At 40.0% G+C, this 4,396-nt stretch carries 5 protein-coding genes; 3 read left to right on the top strand and 2 right to left on the bottom strand.

Annotated elements, in window-relative coordinates:
- Together HP439_RS18015 and HP439_RS18010 are read left to right on the top strand one after the other, a co-directional pair.
- A partial coding sequence (locus HP439_RS18015; RefSeq protein ID WP_172391721.1) for a Rieske 2Fe-2S domain-containing protein occupies positions 1–403 on the top strand: 403 nt, incomplete at its 5' end.
- Positions 404–779: 376 nt separating this feature from the next.
- Positions 780–2,972 carry a mechanosensitive ion channel family protein gene (locus HP439_RS18010; RefSeq protein WP_172391720.1) on the top strand — a complete coding sequence of 731 codons (2,193 nt, stop codon included), beginning with the start codon at positions 780–782 and terminating at the stop codon, positions 2,970–2,972.
- Positions 2,973–3,025: 53 nt separating this feature from the next.
- Here HP439_RS18010 and HP439_RS18005 read toward each other — a convergent pair whose 3' ends face one another.
- Together HP439_RS18005 and HP439_RS18000 are read right to left on the bottom strand one after the other, a co-directional pair.
- Positions 3,026–3,349, bottom strand: a complete 324-nt coding sequence (locus tag HP439_RS18005; RefSeq protein WP_172391719.1) for a hypothetical protein — start codon at positions 3,347–3,349, stop codon at positions 3,026–3,028.
- 55 nt (positions 3,350–3,404) lie between these two features.
- Complete coding sequence (locus HP439_RS18000) at positions 3,405–3,896, bottom strand: hypothetical protein (RefSeq protein ID WP_172391718.1); 492 nt, start codon at positions 3,894–3,896, stop codon at positions 3,405–3,407.
- 285 nt (positions 3,897–4,181) lie between these two features.
- Here HP439_RS18000 and HP439_RS17995 point away from each other — a divergent pair.
- On the top strand, positions 4,182–4,396 hold a 215-nt coding region (locus HP439_RS17995; protein ID WP_172391717.1), incomplete at its 3' end, for a hypothetical protein.

The following is a 4,396-nucleotide window of genomic DNA, read 5'->3' as shown; positions in this document are numbered from 1 at the left end:
GCTTATTTTGGACGGGGAAAACAGATATGCAAACTTATATTCGCCGGCGCGTTTTGGACCATTGTCCTCGATAGGAGCAGCACTTCGTGATAATTTAGACGTTGTCAAACATTTTGTTGCCGATAGATTTGCTGTAAATAAAATCGATGGGCTCGCTGAACTAGCCAGAGGAGAGGGCAAGGTGCTTCGATACGATGGCGAAAATATCGGTATTTTCAAAGATCTGCACGGTAAAATTCATGCGATAAATCCCACATGCACGCATGCCATGTGCACCGTAAAATGGAATAATACAGAATATAGTTGGGACTGTCCTTGCCACGGCGCGCGCTATTCGCCGGACGGCGATCTGTTAAATGGACCCACAGTAAAGAATCTTAACCGTTTCGATCTCCAGAAATAAGATTTGCAGAAGGTTAGATCAGTTTAGGGTGTTGCGTCACAGATTTCTCGAAGGCCGTTAATGAATGTCAAAGCGTAATTTCGTTTCTGCTATTACTAAAAAGAGATAATTTCTTGAACCATTCTGCTATAAAGCTTGTTCCCTTAATAAAATGTGTTATGATACTACCTATAATCTTTGGAATCCTGTTTATCGCGATCTGTTTATACATCGTGATTCGAACTCAAAAAAAGAAGGAAGTAACGCGTAGAAAACGGTAATTATATAACGTTCGTTTAGGGCACTACGATCTCAAGCTAAAGAGATTTTCGGTGGATAGTTAACGGAATTTACATTTTGTCTGTTACGCATCTTACTTCGCACTCATTCTCTGTTAATGAAAATTTTCTTTAAATATTGCTTTTACACAGAGTTCGCTTGGATGTTTTCTTGTTTTGTGCTATTGATCTTGGCCGGATCGAGTAGTTTCGGACAAGGCATCGACACAGCGCAACGGACCGGTGATAGTACTGTACATTATAAACCCATTCCTAAGGATTGGCGTGCATTTCTGAAAGAAAAGAGTTTAAAGATTGATAGCTTTAAACGAAGGGAATTCTGGGAGCGTGAGATTGCCGATACTTTGACTATCAACGAGGCCTTAAGCTTTTTACGCGATCAAAAGGCTGACATCGACAACTTTCGAGCGTCTCTGATCAATGCCGGATTGGGCGACGCGGCAGTGTCTGTCGATACCGCAGCGGATAGTGGCGGTGGACTGACAATAACATTGAATGACTCACTCGACAATACAGCGAAGACAAGAGATACCGTGGCGCAAATAGAAGACGAGATTCAACGCCTTCTATTGGATATCGACTATTTATACAGCTCTACCATCCAGTTAAAAGAAGAGGCTATTGTCGTTCACGATTCCACTAACACCAACGGGGTATTCGCAAAACGAATGCTGAGAGTGATGCAAAAGAATTTGGTGAAAGACGGCTCGGGTACGCCGATTTTCGATTTTCCTTCCTGGGGCCGTAGGTTTTTGATTCTCTTACTTAGCTTATTTTATTTTAATTGGGTGTTTCGACTGGGGAGGAAGGGAGTTACAGGACGGCAAGAGCTAAATGTTCATAAAAACCAGCCGGTATATGTTCCTGTTCTAAAATCTATTATATTATTTTTAATACTACTGCCATTTTCTAGCTCTATGGTTCCGGTATGGGCATTGGAAGGAAGCTATCTTCTTATTTTTATCTTATTGTACGGCCTTCTTTATCAAGAACTTTCCCAGTTTAAGAAAAAGGTTATGAATATCGTTTTCTTATACTATTTCTTTGTTATTCTGTCAAATTTGTTTCTTTCAGAAGTGTGGTGGATTCGTTTGATTGCTGGAACGGCTAATTTAGCGGGGGTTGTACTTTTGTGGAGTTTAGGGCGAAAGACAGATGTCGATAACCCTATTGGCTACCTCCATAATTATATTCGCTGGGCGCTTCTTTTGTGCAATGTTGTTGCTATTGTTTTAAATGGTTTGGAATACTTAAACATTTCTCGAATGTGGAGTTTAGTCGGGGCAATAGGATTGCTGCAAGCATTGTCGCTCAGGGCATTTCGGGATATGCTTCTTCATGACTTAGAAAAACAATATTCCAAATCTTCTGAAAGATCATGGATTAAGCGGTTAGACAAAAGGAAATCGATACGAAGTTTGGATGTTTTTATTGGTTTTTGTTGTACGATTCTGATTCTTGTCGTATTGATGAATAACCTTCATATGAATCGTGAGGCATGGGGGTGGGTGGACCGTATACTTGGTCGTTCTTTACGTATTGGTAAGTTAGATTTTAGTTTTGGTGATCTGCTGCTAGTAATCACTATCTTTTGGGTGGCGAACTGGTTTCAGAAGAATTTGGGGGAGCTCCTCAGTAGCTCGCCGAGAGAGACAACGAATTCTAAAATAGCTTTGTTGCCAATTTTTAGACTCTTGGTCGTCGTTGTCGCACTTTTAATCTGTTTCAGCATCATCGGATTGGGATTAGATAGACTTGCTGTAATCATTGGTGCCCTTAGTGTAGGTATTGGCCTGGGGCTTCAAAATATTGTAAATAACTTTGTGTCGGGGATTATCCTGATCTTTGAAAAGCCTTTCAAAATTGGCGATTATGTCGAGCTTGCGGACAAGAAAGGGCAAGTCGTTCAAATCGGAATTCGCTCAAGCACATTGTTGACTGATCAAGGCGCGCGGGTTATTATTCCCAACGGTGATTTGCTTTCGGGAAGATTGGTGAATTGGACCTTTTCTGAATCGGATATCCGGCTTAATATGCAATTGTCGTTAGAATCGAGCCAAGACATTCAAGAATGGAAAGTATGGTTGGCTCGTACAGTAAGGTCGTTTGATGAAGTGGATGCTGACATTCCTTTAAAGATTTGGATCAAAGATCTCACCGCAGATAGTTATCTCATCTCACTCCAGATTGGTATTCAGCATGTTCAATATATTGAACGTTTCCGAAGCAAGTTCCTAGAGGTAGTAAAACGTGAAGCAGTTAACCGAAATACTAAGGTTAGTTCAAGTTAGTATTTCTGTTTTCATTTAACAATTTCAATTTTCAGAATATTAAAATTGCTCCATTAATCTAATGGTTTTTGCTTGCGTAGTTCTTCAGCGAATTCGTTAAGACCGTCGATTTCTTCCTTATTTCGTACACGGCCAAAGGTGGTGGGGATATAGTCCAGCACGCTATTAGGAAGCGTAATTTTAGCTCCGTGTACTGTAGCGACATTTACGCGAACTTTTATTGGGTCATCATCAGAACGGATGTTCAGTTCATTTATGTCTTGCTGCGATACCCAATACACTAAATGTCGATTTTCATCAAGCTCGATTATCCCAAAATAATTATCATGAATAATTTCTCCACGATCATTAAGTATTTCTAATATTTCTTTTTTCATCTCGTTTTTCAAGTACTGGTGTCTTCCTTTTAATCGGCTTCGTTGCCTACTATCTTTAAAGGTCATTTATTTGAGGTTGGCTAAGGAGATTAGTTCCCAGCAAAAAATCTTTGACCATTAGTTTGACCTTCTCTGGTTCAATTTGGTCGTAATTCCTAAGAATAATTTCTAAATCATCAGGGATCTCATTTCGATATTTAAGAATATTCGGTGCGTTATATTGAATTGTCAGTCGCAGAAACCGTATCTCCGCGTTTTGAGGGTCTTGGCGTACCGCATTTTCAAGAGCTTTTTTCCCCTTTTTGAAGCTTTTGAGTTTATCGAAAGGGGCTTTCGTATGGCTCGCCCAAACTGCGTGATAGGCTCCGATATATGCAAGTTCTAGTGGACTAGGATTAGATACCGCTTCAACTGTTCGAAGCTGGGCTTTACATGTTTCTTCGCTTTTTACAGACTGTGCATAATTACTGCGCAGTTTCTGTAAAACTCCCTCATCTTCCATGATGGAAACCAAAAAGAACAGAAATGCAATATATTTTAACATCATGACTTTTTGTAATAGAACGCGGTAGATGCTAAATAGTTTATTCCTTTTATTCAGGTAGGCCGTGGTGTCAATTAATAGGAACGCCGAGTATAGTTCGCCGGACAGTTCATCATTGGTGCTAGTTTTGATTATTGATAATTAGGGCTGTATATCGGATTTTGGGGCTCATTAGTAAATTAAGGAAAGCTAATGTTATTTGGCTATTGCAGAATGAATTTTCATCGGTTTCAAAAAAATATTCTACATTTGCGCTTAATTTATATTCAATCTAATTAAAATTTAAAAATGTATTCTGTTCGCCTTTTTATAAAACCTTTGCGATCTACGCGTTTAGTCAGCCTTTTTGCTCTAGCCGGCTTTCTTTTGACTTCGATGGCTGCCGTAGCGCAAACCGCGGGGGTAACCCTTAAGATACAAAACCAGCAGAACGCAGATGTTCAAGGTGCATCGCTGAAACTCGGCAAGCGCCTGCTTGGTACGACTAATAAGGAAGGTGAATT

The sequence above is a fragment of the Sphingobacterium shayense genome, from assembly GCF_013179575.1.
GTDB classification, from domain to species: domain Bacteria; phylum Bacteroidota; class Bacteroidia; order Sphingobacteriales; family Sphingobacteriaceae; genus Sphingobacterium; species Sphingobacterium shayense.
Note: the sequence above shows the minus strand (reverse complement) of the source record. Positions and strands in the feature narration are given on the sequence as shown.